Source organism: Thioalkalivibrio sp. ALE22, from assembly GCF_000381445.1.
Lineage (GTDB): Bacteria > Pseudomonadota > Gammaproteobacteria > Ectothiorhodospirales > Ectothiorhodospiraceae > Thioalkalivibrio.
The window spans coordinates 77066-92701 of sequence record NZ_KB906500.1 but is presented as its reverse complement, the minus strand read 5'-3'; the positions used below and the strand labels follow the sequence as shown (position 1 = coordinate 92701).

The 15636-nt window shown below is 67.5% G+C and carries 11 protein-coding genes and 1 other RNA gene; 2 read left to right on the top strand and 10 right to left on the bottom strand.

Annotated features, from left to right (window positions below; genetic code table 11):
- Positions 1 to 19: 19 nt before the first annotated feature.
- From fliE to purL, 5 genes are all read right to left on the bottom strand, one after another.
- A complete protein-coding gene (gene fliE / locus F793_RS0102105) occupies positions 20 to 358 on the bottom strand; it encodes a flagellar hook-basal body complex protein FliE (RefSeq protein ID WP_018882116.1) in 339 nt (112 codons plus the stop codon).
- A 128-nt stretch (positions 359 to 486) separates the two neighbouring features.
- Complete coding sequence (locus F793_RS0102100; RefSeq protein ID WP_018882117.1) at positions 487 to 1857, bottom strand: sigma-54-dependent Fis family transcriptional regulator; 1371 nt, start codon at positions 1855 to 1857, stop codon at positions 487 to 489.
- A 199-nt stretch (positions 1858 to 2056) separates the two neighbouring features.
- A complete protein-coding gene (locus F793_RS0102095) occupies positions 2057 to 3430 on the bottom strand; it encodes a sigma-54-dependent Fis family transcriptional regulator (protein ID WP_018879069.1) in 1374 nt (457 codons plus the stop codon).
- A 90-nt stretch (positions 3431 to 3520) separates the two neighbouring features.
- Positions 3521 to 4057 (bottom strand): PilZ domain-containing protein, encoded by a 537-nt coding sequence (locus F793_RS0102090; protein ID WP_018882118.1) that lies wholly within the window; start codon positions 4055 to 4057, stop codon positions 3521 to 3523.
- 66 nt (positions 4058 to 4123) lie between these two features.
- Positions 4124 to 7999 carry a phosphoribosylformylglycinamidine synthase gene (gene purL, locus F793_RS0102085; RefSeq protein WP_018882119.1) on the bottom strand — a complete coding sequence of 1292 codons (3876 nt, stop codon included), beginning with the start codon at positions 7997 to 7999 and terminating at the stop codon, positions 4124 to 4126.
- A 402-nt stretch (positions 8000 to 8401) separates the two neighbouring features.
- Here purL and ssrA point away from each other — a divergent pair.
- Both ssrA and F793_RS0102080 read left to right on the top strand, forming a co-directional pair.
- Positions 8402 to 8762: a transfer-messenger RNA gene (gene ssrA / locus F793_RS13515) on the top strand.
- A 60-nt stretch (positions 8763 to 8822) separates the two neighbouring features.
- Positions 8823 to 9242, top strand: coding sequence for a secondary thiamine-phosphate synthase enzyme YjbQ (locus F793_RS0102080; protein WP_018877354.1), 420 nt, complete (start codon positions 8823 to 8825; stop codon positions 9240 to 9242).
- A gap of 8 nt (positions 9243 to 9250) precedes the next feature.
- Here F793_RS0102080 and rlmM read toward each other — a convergent pair whose 3' ends face one another.
- From rlmM to F793_RS0102050, 5 genes are all read right to left on the bottom strand, one after another.
- Positions 9251 to 10327: a 23S rRNA (cytidine(2498)-2'-O)-methyltransferase RlmM gene (gene rlmM / locus F793_RS0102075; protein ID WP_018882120.1), complete on the bottom strand. Its 1077-nt coding sequence runs from the start codon at positions 10325 to 10327 to the stop codon at positions 9251 to 9253.
- 97 nt (positions 10328 to 10424) lie between these two features.
- Complete coding sequence (gene soxB, locus F793_RS0102070) at positions 10425 to 12158, bottom strand: thiosulfohydrolase SoxB (protein WP_018877352.1); 1734 nt, start codon at positions 12156 to 12158, stop codon at positions 10425 to 10427.
- A 474-nt stretch (positions 12159 to 12632) separates the two neighbouring features.
- Positions 12633 to 13637, bottom strand: a complete 1005-nt coding sequence (locus tag F793_RS0102060; protein ID WP_018882122.1) for a class I fructose-bisphosphate aldolase — start codon at positions 13635 to 13637, stop codon at positions 12633 to 12635.
- Positions 13638 to 13788: 151 nt separating this feature from the next.
- On the bottom strand, positions 13789 to 14961 hold the full coding sequence (locus F793_RS0102055) for an NAD(P)/FAD-dependent oxidoreductase (protein ID WP_018882123.1): 1173 nt from the start codon (positions 14959 to 14961) through the stop codon (positions 13789 to 13791).
- A 73-nt stretch (positions 14962 to 15034) separates the two neighbouring features.
- Positions 15035 to 15583, bottom strand: a complete 549-nt coding sequence (locus tag F793_RS0102050; protein ID WP_018879064.1) for an RDD family protein — start codon at positions 15581 to 15583, stop codon at positions 15035 to 15037.
- Positions 15584 to 15636 lie beyond the last annotated feature (53 nt).

Here is a 15636-nt window from a genome sequence, read left to right as displayed (position 1 = left end):
CCTCAGCCCGTCCGGCCGATCAGACCTGCATCCGCATGATTTCCTGGTACGCCGTCAGCAGCCGGTTGCGCACCTGGTTGGTCGCCTCGAAGGCGATACTGGATTTGCTCATTGCGGTCATCACCTGCGGCAGGCTGACGCTGTCGTCGCCCAGCTCGAAGCGCGTCTGTAGATCCGAAGCGGCCTGCTGGGTCTGGTTCACGCCGCGCAGCGACTCGGTCAGCACGTTCTGGAAATCCGCCCCGCCCACCCGCTGCGGTTCGCGATTGGGGTGGGCCGGGTTGGTCCCCTCGATCCCGCTGGTCTGCGTCAGCTGACGCATCTGCTGCAGGACGTTCTGAATCTGCATCTCGCTCATCTTTCCTACCCTCGGGGGTTCTCGCTATGGCGACCCGGCGCTCTGCACGGAACCCTTGTGCTCCCATGTGCGCGGCTTACCGTTTTCTTCAAAACTCCAAGCAATCCATATGCCAGCCTCGCTGGGCGTCATCCCGACGCCGGAACCGCAAAGCCGTTCTCGCGCAGGCGCGCAATCTTGTAACGCAATGTTCTGGGGCTGATTCCCAGTCGGTCCGCGGCCTCCTTGCGCCGCCCGCCGGACTCGCGCAGGACATTCAGGATCACCCGGCTCTCCTGGGTCTGCAGGGTCTGCTCCAGCATCGGCGTCGGGTTTTCGTCGCTGGCCGACCACTCGGGCGTGTTCATCCGGATCGCCTGATTGCCGGAGTCGCCCGAGCTCCAGGGCGCCAGCATGTCCGCATCCAGCCAGACCGCCTCCAGCGTCACCCGGTCGTCATCGCCTTCGTGCAACGTGATCGCGCGCTCCATCACATTGGCCAGCTCGCGGACATTGCCCGGCCAGTCGTGCTCCCGCAGTCGCCGCTGCGCCGCGGCGTCCAGTTCCCCCAGGCGCCCGCGGCTCAGCCGCCGCAGCAGGGCCTGTGCCAGTGGCACGATATCCTCCGGGCGCTCCCGCAGCGGCGGGATGCAAAGCGGGAAGACGTTCAGGCGGTAATACAGATCCTCGCGCAAGTGGCCTTCGGCCACCGCCTCGCGCAGATCGCGATTGGAGGTGGCGATCACCCGCACATCCACACGCTGTGCCTGGCGCCCGCCCAGCGGCTCTACCTCCCGCTCCTGCAGCGCCCGCAACAGCTTGGCCTGCAGGTGCACGGGGATTTCGGTCACCTCGTCCAGCAGCAGGGTCCCGCCGTGGGCCCGCTGGAACTTGCCGGGCCGGGCCTCCAGCGCACCGGTAAAGGCGCCCTTGGCATGCCCGAAGAGCATCGCCTCCAGCATGGCCTCCGGGAGCGCGGCGCAGTTGATCGCCTCGAACGGCCCGCGGCTGCGGGGGGAGCGCGCGTGCAGCTGCCGCGCCAGGACCTCCTTGCCCACCCCTGACTCGCCGGTCACGAAGACCGTGGCGGCGCTGCGCGCGATCCGCGATACAAAACGATCGATCCCCTGCATCGCAGCACTGCGGGCCACCAGCGCCGGCGCTTCGAATTCCTGCGCCGAGACCAGCAGCGGCCGCAGCCACTCGGCCAGAGCGTCCGCCATCTCCGGCAGGGCAAAGTGCGCGTCCACCCCGGCTCGCATGGCCGACAGCTCGCGTTCGCGACTGGCTTCCAGACTGATCGCGGCGACGCAAGATCGCGGTTCGGGAAGGACTTCTCCGCTCAGGGCGGGTTCACCGCCCAGCAGCACCGCTGCGGGACGGGCCCCTTCCACGGTTTGCGGCAGGTCGGCCGCTTTGCAGGCCTGCAGTCGGACTCGAGGAATCGTGGCCAGGACCCGGACCACGGCCTCGCGCAGTGCCGGTTCGGCATCCACCAACAGGATTGTGGCTCGCGACATGAACGTCTTCCCATAGAGATTCGGGGAAGGTTCAGCAAAAAACGCGCCAGCGTTACAGGTAACTGATTAATTGGGGGTTTATCCAAAACGGGAGGGCAACCCGTCAAGCATCCGTCGACCGTCGCGCGGGAATTCAGGGCTTGTGGTGACGGGATCCCGACCTCCACTACGGTCGGGGCCCGTCTGGCCGGAGGCCGGGTCAGGCCTTGCCGAGCCCGAACTTGCGCATGCGCTCCACGAGTGTGGTGCGGCGCATCCCCAGGCGACGCGCCGCGCGCGCCACCACATGCCCGGTCTCGTCCAGCGCGCGGGTGATCATGTCGCGTTCGAGATCATTGAGGAAGCTGCGCAGATCGACCCCCTCCGGCGGCAGTCCACCGGCCAGCAGGCTGGCGCCCGCCGACCCCGACTCGGTGCCGCCGGGTGTGGGGGAGGTCACGGCCAGATCCTCGATCCCTTCCGGACGGACCCGGGGAGGCAGCTGTGCCAGATCCACCGGCAGGTCGGGATACATGATCGCCAGCTGTTCCAGCAGATTGGCCAGCTCGCGGATATTGCCGGGCCAGTTGAGCTGCCCCAGGTGCGCGACCACGGCCGGCGTCAGGTGGGCCGGGGTCATGCCCTGCTCGCGCAGCCGTTCTTCCAGCGCGCCGATCAGTTGCGGCATATCGCTGGTGCGTTCGCGCAGGGGCGGCAATTCGATGGGGAACACGCTGAGGCGGAAGAACAGGTCCTGGCGGAAGCTGCCATCCGCCACCGCGTCATCCAGGTTGCGATGGGTGGCGGCAATGATCCGGGCCCGCGCCGGGAGCGACTTGTTGGAACCCACGCGCTCGAAGACCCGTTCCTGCAGCACGCGCAGCAGCTTCACCTGCATCGGCAGCGGCATGTCGCCGATCTCGTCCAGGAACAGCGTGCCGTCCTCGGCCAGTTCGAAACGCCCCGCGCGCGCGGTGAAGGCGCCGGTGAAGGCGCCCTTCTCGTGCCCGAACAGCTCGCTCTCCAGCAAGTCTCCGGGGATCGCGCCGCAGTTCACCGCCACGAACGGCTTGTCCGCCCGGTCCGAGGCGTTGTGGATGGCGCGGGCCACCACCTCCTTGCCGGAGCCGGTCTCGCCCAGGATCAGCGCGGTGGCGTCGGTGCGGGCCACCTGGCCCACCAGGCGCTTGACCGCCTGCATGGTCGGATGCGACCCGACCAGCCCGGGCATGTCGTCGTATCCCGGCTCGCGGCCGAACCGAAGCCACTGCAGGACCTGCGAAACCCGCGCTATGGAAAGCGGGTGTTCCACCACGCAGTCCACCCCTTCGCCCTGGACCTCGCCCCCGTCGGTGGGCTGCACGACCACCGCGGCGTCTTCCGTTCGCGCATCCTGCAGTCGGGCGGACAGCTCCGCGGCGGGTCCACAAAGCCAGATCGCGGCGGGGGCGACGTTCTCGAAGGTGCCAGTGGCCGGCTGATGCTCGGCCTCGCAGCCCAGGCAGTTCAGGATCGCCCGGGTGGCATCCGTCGTGCCCGAGTCACCGCTGAGTGCAATACGCATCGCCTGTTGCTGTTCGCCCGGATCCCGCATACCGCTGTGCCCCGATGTTCGCGACCGGATGTGGCAACGGGTGACGCCCGGCCCGCATCCGATGATGTGATCGAGTTCGCAGTATCCTGTCTAATTGCGATTGCCGTCAACTTTCTGGCGTTTCTCCGCCACCTCGCGGCGGTGCAGGCGGAAGATCCACCGCCCGAGCGCCTCTTCCAGAGGCCCCTCGACCCCCGTCCAGCGAGTCATTTGCTGGCCTCCGCGGGTTGTCGGAGTCTCGACACCCAGGACGCAGGGCTGCGGCAGCAAGCGGCTCAGATAGACCTCCACCCGCTCGCAATCCTCGGGCAGCGTACCCGTGGGCAGCACCATGCCACGCCCGCTGAGTACCAACTCGACCGGGTCCGGGCGTTCCGGGTGCAGCGACTCCGCCACCAGGTGCAGCAGCAGGTCCAGCTTGTGTTCCAGGCGCTGCACCTCGGGGGCACCCTCGTCCTCGTGGGGCATCGCTCCGCGCGGGTGTGCGTCGTCGAACAGGTCGAGGCTCTCGATCAGGCGCTGCGCCAGCACGGGATCCGTAACCGGGCGTTGCGACGGGCCGATCATCAGAGTCGTCGTAACCCGCAGGTCCTCCCCGAGGAATTCGTCCTTGCTGGCGTCATCCATGTCCGTACCCGCCTCGTCTGTCCGCCGACCAAATGCCTTCGTTATAGACCATCGACCCGGCGCGCTTCAGCCGACGAATGCGCGCGCATTGCGGAACAGCCGCAGCCACGGTCCGTCCTCGCCCCAGTCCGCCGGGTGCCAGCTGTGCTGCACGGTCCGGAACACGCGCTCCGGGTGCGGCATCATGATCAGCGCGCGACCGTCCTCGCTGGCAAAGCCCGTGGCGCCGCCCACGGAGCCATTGGGGTTCGCCGGGTACTGCGACGCCGGCGTGTCATCGGCCTCGACATAGCGCAGCGCGGCCTGGTCGTGGATCGGCGCTCCATCGGCATAGTATGTACGCCCCTCCCCGTGCGACACCGCCACCGGCAGCACCGAGCCGGCCATCCCCTCCAGCAGGATCGCCGGGCCCGGTTCGATCCGCACCTGGGACAGGCGCGCCTCGAACTGCTCGGAACGGTTGCGCACGAAGCGCGGCCAGTGGCCCGCGCCCGGAATCAGCGGGGCCAGGTGGGACAGCATCTGGCAGCCATTACAAACCCCCAGGGTGAAGGTCTCGGGGCGTTCGAAGAACGCCTGGAAGGCATCCCGCAGCGCCGGGTGGTTGAGGATGGTCTGCGCCCAGCCCCCACCGGCACCCAGCACATCGCCGTAGGAGAATCCACCACAGGCGGCCACGCCCTGCATCGAACCCAGATCCTGGCGACCGTCCAGCAGGTCGGTCATGTGCACGTCCACCGGGGCAAACCCCGCGCGCTCGAAGGCCGCCGCCATCTCCAGCTGGCCGTTAACCCCCTGCTCGCGCAGGATCGCGATTCGGGGGCGTTCCCCGCGCGCGATCATCGGCGCGGCCACGTCCTCGGCGGGATCGAAGGTGACCCGCGGCTGCAGGCCGCCGTCGGCGTCCACCCGGGCGAGCTCCTCGTCGGCGCACTCCGGATCGTCCCGCAGCCGCTGCATCCAGGCCGAGGTCTCCTGCCAGTGGCGCTGCAACGCCGCGCGCGTGGCGGAGAAGGCCTCCTGGTCGCCATGGCGGATCACCACGCGCTCGTCGTCGGTCCGTCGGGCCACCGGATGCAGATGCGCCTCCAGGCCAGCCTCCGCCATCGCGTCGCGCAGGGCCGATTCGGCACCGGGCGCGACCTGCACCACGGCGCCCAGCTCCTCGTTGAACAACCACGCCCCCGGCGCTTGACCCTCCGGGACCGCGATCTCCAGCCCGCAACGCCCGGCAAAGGCCATCTCCAGCAGGGTCGTGATCAGGCCGCCGTCGGAACGGTCGTGGTAGGCGCGCAGCAGGCCGTTGCGACGCAGAGTCGTGATGGCCTCGAAGAAGGCGCGCAGGCGTGCGGCATCGACCACGTCCGGCGGGGTCGCGCCGACCTGCCCGTAGGCCTGGGCCAGGGCGGAGCCGCCCAAGCGACCATGCCCCTCCCCCAGATCGATCAGCCAGAGCCGGTCATCGGCCTCCGGGTCGGGCTGCGGCGTCAGCGTCCGGCGCGCATCGGCCACCGGGGCAAACCCGGATACGATCAGCGATACCGGCGCGTGCATGTGCCGCGCCTGCCCGTCCGCGGTCTCCCAGACCGTCCGCATGGACAGAGAATCCTTGCCCACCGGGATCGAGATGCCCAGTGCCGGGCACAGGTCCTCCGCGATCGTGCGGACGGTGTCGAACAGGTTGGCGTCCTCCCCGGGCACGCCGGCCGCGGCCATCCAGTTGGCGGACATACGGATCGCGTGCGTGCCGTCAATATCCGCCGCCGCCAGATTGGTCACCACCTCCCCGATCGCCATGCGCCCGGAGGCCGGGGCCGACAGGATCGCCAGCGGCGTGCGCTCGCCCATGGCCATCGCCTCGCCGGTATAGCCGTCGAAGTCGGTCAGCGTCACCGCGCAATCCGCCACGGGTACCTGCCACGGCCCCACCATCTGGTCGCGCGCGACGAGGCCGCCCACGCTGCGGTCCCCGATGGTGATCAGGAAGTGCTTCGCGGCCACCGACGGCATGTGCAGCACCCGCTCCAGCGCCTCCCCCAGCGGACAGGCCTCGGCGTCGAACGCCGTATTCGGCGGTGGCAGGCGCCGGTCCTCGCGCGTCATCCGCGGCGTCTTGCCCAGCAGCATGCCCATGGGCATGTCCACCGGCGGTTCGTGGAACAGGCTGTCCTCGACCTTCAGGTGGCCCTCGTCGGTCGCCCGGCCCACCACCGCGAACGGCGCGCGTTCGCGCGCGGCCAGGGTGCGGAAGGTCTCGAGATGCTCGGCGGCGATCGCCAGGACGTAGCGTTCCTGCGCCTCGTTGCACCACAGCTCCATCGGCGACAGGCCGGGCTCCGCGGTCGGCAGGTCCCGGAGCTGGATCACGCCCCCGCGCCCGGCGTCGTCGAGGATCTCCGGGATCGCGTTGGACAGCCCGCCGGCGCCCACGTCGTGGATCGACAGGATCGGGTTGCCCGCCCCCAGGGCCGTGCAGCGATCGATCACCTCCTGGCAGCGGCGCTCCATCTCCGGATTGCCGCGCTGTACCGACGCGAAATCCAGTTGCTCGGAGCTCGCGCCACTGGCCATGGACGAGGCCGCCCCGCCGCCCAGGCCGATCAGCATGGCCGGACCGCCCAGCACCACGATCGGGGTCCCCGCCGGCACATCCTGCTTGTGCACGTGCTCGCCACGAATCGACCCGACCCCGCCGGCCAGCATGATCGGCTTGTGGTAACCGTACAGCGTCTCGCCACCCGCCGGATTCGGCAGCGCCATCTCCAGCGTACGGAAGTATCCGGCCAGCGCCGGACGGCCGAACTCGTTATTGAAGGCCGCCGCGCCAATCGGGCCATCCAGCATGATCTGGCGCGCGCTCTCGATGCGCCCGGGCCGGCCGAAGTCGCGCTCCCAGGGCTGCTCGCGGCCCGGGATCCGCAGGTTCGATACGGAGAAACCAGTAAGCCCCGCTTTCGGCTTGGAGCCTTGCCCGGTGGCGCCCTCGTCGCGGATCTCGCCCCCGGAACCGGTCGCGGCGCCGGGGAACGGCGAGATCGCGGTCGGGTGGTTGTGGGTCTCCACCTTCATCAGGATCGGCAGATCCAGCGTTTCACGTCGGTATTCACCGGTGATCGCATCCGGCATCAGGCGCACGCCCGTGTGACCGGCGATCACCGAGGCGTTGTCGCTGTAGGCCGAGAGCACCCCCTCGGGGTGGCGCGCATGGGTCTGGCGGATCATCCCGAACAGCGTGCGTTCGTCGGCCTCGCCATCCAGCACCCAGGCGGCATTGAAGATCTTGTGCCGGCAGTGCTCCGAGTTCGCCTGCGCGAACATCATCAGCTCGGCGTCGGTCGGAGCACGCCCCAGCGCGGAGTATCCGTCCGCCAGGTAGTCGATCTCGTCCGGGGAAAGCGCCAGACCCAGCTCCCCGTTCGCGTGCTCCAGGGCGGCGCGGGCGTCCTCGCCCAGCTCCACGCGCGCCAGCGAGCGCGGCGTCTCGCTGTGAAAGAGCTGTGCCGCGGCCGCGGGATCCTCGATCACCGCCTCGGTCATGCGGTCGTGCAGCAACGCGGCCAGCTCCTCCAGGTCCGCGCCGGCCGCCGCCTCGCCCCCGATCTGCCAGTGAATGCCGCGCTCGATCCGTTCGACCGCGTCCTCCAGCCCGGCGTGATGGGCAATCTCGGTGGCCTTCGACGACCACGGGCTGATCGTGCCGAAGCGCGGGATCACCACCAGCTCCCGCTGCACGGCGAACTCGGGCGCTACCCAGGTCTCGCCCTCGCGCAGCAGGCGCGTCAGCACCGCCTCCTCGTCCGGCGTCAACCGCCGCCGGGTCTCCACGAAATAGACAAACCGCGCGGCCAGCGGGCCCGCGCCCGGTACGCTTGCCCGCAGCCCTGCCTCCAGAGCCCGCAGCCGAAACGGCGAGACCGCCGCGCCCCCTTCCACAACCCGCATTGCGCTTCCTCGAACCGGACGTGCCAAAAGCAGCGCATTGTACCGGACCCGCCCCCCGCGCGGGACCTGCCAACCCGGCGCATCTGCCCCATTCGAAGCCGAAGTACGGCATTTTCACCACGAAGCACACGAAGGCACGAAGAAGTTCAAGGGCGACCCGCGGGAAGCCAGGAAGCTAGCGCAGGCCATCTCATAGATGCCCCGACCCCGCGGACCGGTCCATTCCAGAGCAAATTATCCAAACCCTTCCCAAGCGCCCCGTCTTCCTGTGGACCGCTCTTGACCTGGCCCTCCTTCGTGCCTTCGTGAGCTTCGTGGTGAACCCGCCCTTGACCTTCTACCCACCGATGAATCACATGGCCGGGGAACTTCGGATGCGCTACCATGTCCATGACAGTACTTGGGGGCGACTTGGCTTCGACGCGGGTCGCGAAACCTTAGGTGCATGCCGAGGCTGTAGTGGACCTCGTAAAAACCGCTGCAAAAAAATAGTTGCCAACGACGACAACTACGCACTCGCCGCTTAAAAACCGGTAGATGCCGTCCGACTGGAGCCGTGCTTATGCGTCCAGTATCGGGCGTCGACTCTCATAAGCTCGTGGTGAAGCGTGCCCGGCGTGGATCCATTAAAACTCAACCGGGATCGCCAGTTGCATTCCCTGCCTGTCGGGTAGCGGCTGGTTAAACTCAAAGACAGAATAAGCATGTAGAGCCGAAGGCGGAGGTCCTGCGGACGCGGGTTCGATTCCCGCCGCCTCCACCAAATTAGTCCGACCAATCAAGCGCCTGCGGGCGCTTTTTTGTTTGCATTCGAGGTAGATGCATGGCCGTGTACCAGGACAGCCTGACCCAGCAGACCCGCGGCCGCGGCACGCTGAACATCACCCAAGCCGTGGAGCACATCGTCCGTGCCTCCGGCATCACCACCGGCACCTGCCACGTCTTCCAGCACCACACCAGCGCCTCGCTGCTGGTCACCGAGAACGCCGATCCCGACGTCCGCGACGACCTGGAAACCCTGATCGCCCGCATGGCCCCGGACGGCGACCCCGCCTACCGCCACGACATGGAAGGCGACGACGACATGGCGGCCCACGCCCGGGCCATGCTCACACACAACGACCTGACGCTCCCGGTCGGCCAGGGGCGGCTGATCCTCGGCACCTGGCAGGGCGTCTTCCTGTGGGAACACCGCTATGCCGTCCACACGCGCCGGCTGACCATTACCGTGCAGGGCGAATAACGCCCGACTCAGTCGCGCTGCACGTGGACCGTGATCTCCTCGCGGTCGTGGTAGAGCTGTCGCGCCTGCATCCGGTGGGCGATCCGGGCGTCCAACAGGCGCTCCTCGATATGGTCCAGGCACTGGTCCACCGTCTGCCAGCGCCGTTTCATCGGCAGCTTCAAGTTGAAGATCGCCTCGCGGCACCAGCCCGCCTCCAGCAAGTCCGCCATACGCGCCGCCACGCGCCCCGGCTTGTCGACAATGTCGCAGACCAGCCAGGTCACCGGATTCGGGGGTTCCCACGAAAACGCATCCTCGCGGTGATGCTCCACCTGGGTGGTGGCCATTAACCGGTCATCCATCGGCCCGTTGTCCACCGCGTGCACGTACATCCCGCGGCGTACCAGTTGCCAGGTCCAGCCACCGGGTGCCGCCCCGAGATCCACGGCCTGCATGCCTTGCGCCAGGCGCGTGTCCCAGTCCTCCCGGGGGATGAAGGTATGCCACCCCTCTTCCAGCTTCAGGGTCGAGCGGCTGGGGGCCTCGCGCGGCGAGCGCAGGTGCAGGATGCCGCCCGGCCACTCGCTGCGCTCCCCCGGCCGGCTCACACCGAGCTGCACGCAATCGCCCGCATGCCAGAAGACATGCAACCGCTGCCCGTCCGCCTGTGCCCGCAGCACCCCGCGCTTGCGCAGTACTGCGGCCAGCGGCCGCTCGACCGCCTTGACCAGGCGGCGCAGCCCTTTCCCTTCGTTGGTATCCGGCATCTCGTGCCAGACGGAATCCACTGCCAGACCGGAGGCCTCCGCCTGCTCGATGATCGGCGTCAGCCGGTCCGCGCGATCCAGCCCCTCGAGGACCGGAAACGCCGGGAACACCTGCCGCGCGAAGATCAGCGCGGAGAACGGAAGCGCCCCCGCGAGCGCCTCGACGGAGCCATCTGCCGGCTCGAAGTGAACCGAGCCGCTGCCGGCGCGCACGCGCGCGAAGCCACCCAATCCCGCCCGCGCCGCGCGGTCGGTCAGCTCCGCCGTCAGATCCGCCTCGAACCCCGGCCGGCAATACAGCAACAGGCCCGAGAAGCCCGGTTCGTTTGTCTCCATCTCCGGATCGCTCCCACAAAAAAGCCGCCGTGCGGGCAGTGCACGGCGGCTGCGAGACTAACCGGCCCGCTCGCGCGGGCCAAGCCAGGGTGGTCGATCAGCGATCCAGACCGGGATCGCCCTCGACGTTCTTCAGTCGCGGCAGGTAGGGCTTGCCGGGGCTGATGGTGTCGTGCTCGCGCAGGTAGTTGGCGACCACGTCCCAGACCGGGTCCGTATCCAGCGGCTCGTGGACATTCGCCCAGCCGGCGACCACGTACTTCCTGTCCGGATCCAGCGGCTCGCCGTTGATGTGCATATCACTGATGCGGCTGCCCATGGATTCATGCGGATCGATGGTGTACTCGATCCCCGAGGTCCGGACCATGTCGCCCCCCCGGTGGTGATAGGGGTTGGAGTTGAAGATCGAGTTGGCCACGTCCTCCAGCGCGTTCTTCAACTGCTCGCCGGTCATCTCGTTGCGCTGGGTCTCCGAGTAGGTGGTCGCGGTCTGCGTCATCAGCTCCTCGAAGGTGATGGGCGAGCCCGGCAGCACACTCACGCCCCAGCGGAAGCCCGGCGAGAGGGCCACCTCGGCATCCATCTCCTTGATCATCGCGTCCATGATCACTTCGTCGAAGGTGCCGTTGAAGTTGCCGCGTCGATACAGCACGCCGTCGGTAACCGCCAACTCTTCGCTCAGCTTGTCCTCGTAGGGCTCGCGAACCTTGCGGATATGCTCTTCCATCTCCGCGTCCGCCTCGATCAGGTTGGAGAACACCGGCAGCAGCGTGAACTTGTAGTCGCGGATGCCGCTGTCGGTCACATCCAGGTCCATCACGCCCACGAACTTGCCGTTGGAGCCGGCATTGGTCACCAGGGTCCGCTCGCCGCCGGCATTCTCGATCTCCATCGCCCCGGGCACGGCATCGTGGGTGTGGCCACCCAGGATCACGTCCACGTCGCGCAGGCGGCGGGCCATCTCCATGTCCGTGACCATGCCGTTGTGCGACAGGATCGCGACCACCTTGGCCCCCTTCTCGCGGCATTCGTCAACCATCCGCTGCATGTTTTCGTCGCGGATGCCGAAGCTCCAGTCCGGGAACATGTAGTCGGGGTTGGCCACCGAGGTATACGGGAAGGCCTGGCCGATCACCGCCACCGGGACCCCGTTCATCTCGCGGATGGTGTAGGGCTCGAAGACCGGGTCGCCCCAGTCGCGATCCTCGATGTTCTGCGCCAGGAACTCGATGTTGTTGGGCTTGAAGTCGTTCTCGATGACCTCCATCACCCGTTCGTCGCCAAAGGTGAACTCCCAGTGGCCGACCATGATGTCCACGCCCAGCAGCTTCTGCGCATCCACCATGTCCTGGCCGTTGGTCCACAGCGACGTGGCCGAGCCCTGCCAGGTGTCGCCACCGTCCAGCAACAGGGAGTTCGGGCGTTCCGCCCGGAGCTTCTGGATCAGCGTGGACAGGTGGGAGAACCCGCCCAGGCGCCCGTACTTCTCGGCCGCATATTTGAAATCCATGTGCGTCACGGCATGCGCAAGCGGCGTACCGGGCTTGATGTCGAAGTATTCCAGCAGTTCCTTCCCGGCCATCACCGGCGGCTTGCCCTGCATGTCGCCAACCCCGATGTTCACGTCCGGCTCGCGGAAATACACCGGCTTCAGCTGCGCGTGGCAGTCCGTGTAGTGCAGCAGCGAGACATTGCCGAACTTCGGCAGGTCATACATATCCGCATCGGCCGGTCGCCAGGATCCCTTCTCGCCAGCCCAGGCATTCATCGAAAAGCCGGCGGCGCTTGCGGCCACCATGGCCTCCAGGAACTCTCGGCGTGTCAGACTCATGTCGCTCTCCTTGGTGATCTTCTGGATTTCTCGTCAAACGACGGGGCATTACGGCGGCCCCACGCAGTTCCCGACGCGCAAAAACCATTAATGTTCCGCCAGAGCCGGCCAAGCGAGCCTGCGCTAACCACATTTTCCCGGACATGGGCAGGAGAAGCGCCCACCTTCGCCACCCCTTCCCGCGAGATCGCGAAACTTTGAATTCCTGAGGAATGCGTCACAGTTCGGCAGGCAATCGACACAAAAAAGCCTGCTATCCGGAGATAGCAGGCCAAGACGCGACATACACCGTCGGAAGCATCCGGCCGCCTGCACGCTGGGGGATCGTGCGCTCCTTGGCGGCCGTTGTTCGGATCCGACGGTTTCAGGCTAGTCAGCCATCCGCCGCTCTTTCTTGATCCAGATCAATAGATCCCCCAATCCGTGGACCCGGCCGTGGATCCGGCCCTGGATCCAGGCCATGCGGCATTAGCTTCAGGCCGCGTACTTGCCCTGGGCCGCCAGCCCGTTGTCGCGGGCGCGCTCGTACACCGTCTGCTGGGCCTTCTCGAAATTGGCGCCCATGTCCTTGCCCCACAGCTCCATCGCCGCCTGCTGCATGCCGCGACCATAGGAGAAGGACAGCGGCCACGGAGCCCCGCCGATGCGGTTCATCGCATCCAGGTGATTGGTGGCGTCGGCATCGCTCTGCCCACCGGAGAGGAACACGATCCCGGGCAGGATCGCCGGCACAGCGGACTCCAGGCAGCGCAGCGTCGCATGCGCGACATCCTCCACGCTGGCCTGCTCGGGGCAGTCCTTGCCCGGCAGCACCATGCTGGCCTTCAGGATGGTGCCCTCCAGCAGGACATGATGCTCGTAGAGCGCCTTGAACACCGCGCGCTGGGTCGCCTCGGTCACGCCGTAGCAGGTCTCGATGTCGTGACTGCCGTCCATCAGGACCTCCGGCTCCACGATCGGGACGATGCCCTGCTCCTGGCACAGCGCGGCATACCGCGCCAGCGCGTGCGCATTCGACTCGATGCAGGTGTCGGTGGGCATGGTGTCGCCAATCGTGATCACCGCGCGCCACTTGGCGAACCGCGCGCCCATTTTGGCGTATTCCTCCAGGCGTTCGCGCAGGCCATCCAGGCCCTCGGTCACCTTCTCGCCGGGGAAACCGGCCAGGTCCTTCGCGCCGGTATCCACCTTGATGCCCGGCAGCATGCCGGACTCGTTCATCACGTCGACGAACGGCTTGCCGTCGCGGGTCGACTGGCGGATGGTCTCGTCATACAGGATCGCGCCCGAGATGTACTCGTTGAGCTGCGGCGTGGTCAGCAGCAGTTCGCGATAGGTCCGCCGGTTCTCCTCGGTGTTCTCGACCCCGACCGCGCCGAGCCGCTTGCCGATCGTCCCGGTGGATTCATCGATGGCGATGATGCCCTTTCCAGGGGCCACCATCGCTTCGGCCGTCTCTACCAACTGATCGATCTTCATGCCAGCTCCTTGCGTTGCTGCTTGGGAATTTGAAGAGTAGTCACCCACCCCGGGTTCTTCCAACACGGGTCCTTCCAACCCGACAGGCGAAACCCCAGCACAGTTTCCCGAACAGCACGAAAGGCCGTGTTCGCGACGCACAAAAACCCGCTCAGACGTACATGCCCGCCGCGTACCCGGAGGCCCAGGCCCACTGGAAGTTGTGTCCGCCCAGATGCCCGGTCACGTCCACGACCTCGCCAATAAAATAGAGCCCCGGGATCGAGCGGCACTCCATCGTCTTCGAGGACAGGGCGGCGGTATCCACCCCGCCCAGCGTCACCTCCGCGGTGCGGTAGCCCTCGGTCCCGGACGGCCAGACCGTCCAGGGCTGACAAACCCCCGTTACCTGCTCGATATCGGCATTGCTCAGGCGCTCCAGCGGCCGGTTCTCCACCCACAGCTCGCACCAGCGCTGCGCGACCCGGCGGGTCAACTGCTCCCCCAGCACGCTCTTCAGCTCCAGTTTCGGGCGCTGCTCCCGCAGCTCGCGCAGATGGGCGGCCAGGTCCATGCCCGGGAACAGATCGATCGCCACCGGCTCCCCCTCCACCCAGTACGACGAGGCCTGGAGCACCGCCGGCCCGCTGAGCCCCCGATGCGTGAACAGCAGGTTTTCCCGAAACCTCATGCCCCCGGCGGTCGTCACCGTGTCCAGCGACACACCCGACAGCCCCTCCAGCTCCTCCAGGGGCCGCCCGCCCAGGGTGAACGGCACCAGGGCCGGCCGGGTGGGCTGGACCGCCAGGCCCAGCGAACGCGCCAGGTCCAGCCCGAAGCCCGTGGCCCCCATGCGCGGGATCGAATAGCCCCCCGTGGCGATCACCAGCGACTCGCAGGCCATCGCATCCCCGCCGGCCTGCAGCCGATGCGGCGCCCCCTTGGCCACATCCGTCACCGGTGTATCCGTGCGCACGGTCACGCCGGCCGCCGCGCACTCGTCGAGCAGCATCTGCACAATGTCCTTCGACGACCGGTCACAGAACAGCTGCCCCAGCTTCTTCTCGTGGTACGGGATGCCGTGCTTCTCCACCAGGGCGATAAAGTCCCACTGGGTGTAGCGGCTGAGCGCGGACTTCACGAAATGCGGATTCGCGGAGATGAAATTCTCCGGCTCGCAGTACATGTTGGTGAAGTTGCAGCGCCCGCCACCGGACATCAGGATCTTCTTGCCCACCCGGTTGGCGTGGTCCAGCACCAGCACCCGCCGCCCGCGCCCGCCTGCCGTCAGCGCACACATCAGCCCGGCCGCGCCGCCGCCGATCACGACCACGTCGAAGTCCACTGTTGCCGCCCCCAGTTCCGTCACCACGCGTTCCCCGAGGACAGCGGGATGTGGCGCAGCCGCCCGCCCACGCTCAGCGCACCCACTCCTTGCGCACCACCAGGGTCTGCGCAATCAAGTCGTGCAGCGCCTGCCGGCGCCGGGTGAAGGCCACCATGATGTAGCCGATCATCAGGATCATCCCGGACAGAATGGTCGCGAAGTGCCGCCCGGTCGCGCGCAGGAACGAGATCCGCTCGCCGTTGAAATCCACCACCCGCAGCCCGAACACCATCTTGCCCAGCGTGGCCTGATACCGGGAGCTGTGCATGCCCGCCCAGTACAGCCAGGCCACCAGCATATTCACCAGAAACCAGGCCACCTCCGCCGGCGGCACCGGCTCATCCGGCCCGCGCACCGCCATCGTCTCCGGGCTGATCACGGCCTGCGCCACGATCTGCGGCACCCCGATGATCACGCCATCCACCAGATAGGCCCCGACGCGGACCCAGAACCCGCCATAGGCCGCGCGGTCCTCGGGCGGGCCGTCGTGCCCACCGGCTCCGGCCGCCATCGGCGCCCCGCACTGGATGCAGAACCGCGCGTCCGGCGGGTTCTGCTTGCCACACTGTCCACATTCCATGATCGCTCGCTCTCCTTTCCTTGAGTGTCTGGGCCGCTGGCCGGCCTCTACCG

Excerpts from the sequence above, each read along its gene's own strand:
- fliE (WP_018882116.1), bottom strand. The coding sequence starts at position 358 with ATGAGCGAGATGCAGATTCAGAACGTCCTGCAGCAGATGCGTCAGCTG.
- F793_RS0102100 (WP_018882117.1), bottom strand. The coding sequence starts at position 1,857 with ATGTCGCGAGCCACAATCCTGTTGGTGGATGCCGAACCGGCACTGCGC.
- F793_RS0102095 (WP_018879069.1), bottom strand. The coding sequence starts at position 3,430 with ATGCGGGATCCGGGCGAACAGCAACAGGCGATGCGTATTGCACTCAGC.
- F793_RS0102090 (WP_018882118.1), bottom strand. The coding sequence starts at position 4,057 with ATGGATGACGCCAGCAAGGACGAATTCCTCGGGGAGGACCTGCGGGTT.
- purL (WP_018882119.1), bottom strand. The coding sequence starts at position 7,999 with ATGCGGGTTGTGGAAGGGGGCGCGGCGGTCTCGCCGTTTCGGCTGCGG.
- F793_RS0102080 (WP_018877354.1), top strand. The coding sequence starts at position 8,823 with ATGGCCGTGTACCAGGACAGCCTGACCCAGCAGACCCGCGGCCGCGGC.
- rlmM (WP_018882120.1), bottom strand. The coding sequence starts at position 10,327 with ATGGAGACAAACGAACCGGGCTTCTCGGGCCTGTTGCTGTATTGCCGG.
- soxB (WP_018877352.1), bottom strand. The coding sequence starts at position 12,158 with ATGAGTCTGACACGCCGAGAGTTCCTGGAGGCCATGGTGGCCGCAAGC.
- F793_RS0102060 (WP_018882122.1), bottom strand. The coding sequence starts at position 13,637 with ATGAAGATCGATCAGTTGGTAGAGACGGCCGAAGCGATGGTGGCCCCT.
- F793_RS0102050 (WP_018879064.1), bottom strand. The coding sequence starts at position 15,583 with ATGGAATGTGGACAGTGTGGCAAGCAGAACCCGCCGGACGCGCGGTTC.